Source organism: Nocardia amamiensis (assembly GCF_015477605.1).
GTDB classification, from domain to species: domain Bacteria; phylum Actinomycetota; class Actinomycetes; order Mycobacteriales; family Mycobacteriaceae; genus Nocardia; species Nocardia amamiensis_A.
In genome coordinates, this window is record NZ_JADLQX010000161.1 from 1 (window position 1) to 1218 (window position 1218).

At 65.4% G+C, this 1218-nt stretch carries 1 protein-coding gene; it reads right to left on the reverse strand.

Going from position 1 to position 1218, the window contains the following annotated elements; all coding sequences use genetic code 11:
* Positions 1–1140: IS4 family transposase (locus tag IU459_RS37250; RefSeq protein ID WP_195134269.1), on the reverse strand; the 1140-nt coding region annotated here is incomplete at its 3' end.
* Between the last annotated feature and the right edge of the window lie 78 nt (positions 1141–1218).

A 1218-nucleotide genomic window follows, 5' to 3' on the forward strand; every position in this document is an offset into this window, starting at 1 on the left:
GTTCGCGGTCTGTCCGATGATGCTGCGGCGCACGTGCTTGAGCACCTTCAGGAACGAGATGCGGTCGGGATCGATTTCCTCTGCGTCGGCCAGCTCCATGATGATCCGGGTCAGGCAGTGATGGACGATCAGGTGTGCCCACACCTCTTGGTGGACCAGGTTCGGATCGGCCGACCGCAGGACTTGCTGCGGGCCGCGTTGGAACGTCTTGATCTGACGATACGACGACTCCGCCTCCCATCTCTCGTGGTAGAGAGCGGCAAGTTCGGCCGCGGGATAGTCGTCGGGGTCCAGGAGGTCGGTCAGCAGCCGAATCACCTCACCTGCGTCGACTCGGTACTCGACCACCCGCAGCACGACGTGTCCCGGTGCCGCCCGCTTCTGCCCGGCCAGGTTCATCCGGGCCAGATAGGTCCCATCCGGCAGGTATTCGATGGGCCGGGCGGCCACGCACGAGCGCGCCCGGATCAGCAGGTGTGCCCCAGCCTCGGTATAGGCACGCCACAACGCAACCCCGGGGAATCCCCGATCCATGATCACGAGCATCCCGGCAGCCGAGGCAGCGAGCCTGATCGCCAGCTCGGGCTCTCCGGTGTTGAAGCCGCCCACCGCCGCATCGATCTGCGCATGCGTCCCGGTCTCTGTCAGCGTCACCACCCTCGCCTGGGGGAACCCCGCCGGCTGCCCCTTGGCGTCCTTCGGCCCACCGAGCTGGCGTCGGTTCGCTTCGGTTTCCGGTGCGTCCAGCAAGAACCCGTCCACGGCGGCGATACGCATCCCGCGGTAGAAGGAACCCTCCAACCCTGTCGGGGCCAGCGGTTCGGCCAGCGCGCGGAAAACCGTCTCCAGGACCTGCGGCCCCAGACGCTGACGGGCCCGGGCGAAGGAGGACTTGTTCGGAATGTCGTTTCTCAACTGCGGAATACCGCCCACCATGTGCTCGGCCACGTCGTCGTATGAGTCCTGCTGGAATAACGCCAACGCAAGCACGAAGTAGACCATGAACCCGGCAGGAAGTGCGCCGGGCCGGGTGTCCCCAACGCCGCACCTGTCCAGCGCCTCAGCGATCAACTCGGGAGTCACCCACCGGGTCACCGCCCCCAACTCCACGCGATCCGACAACCCGGTCCAAGGATGCATGCCCGATACAAGATCACATCACCAACATGTGTCACCACGACCGCGACGAACCACTTGCCTTGTCAAGCAACGGCATTG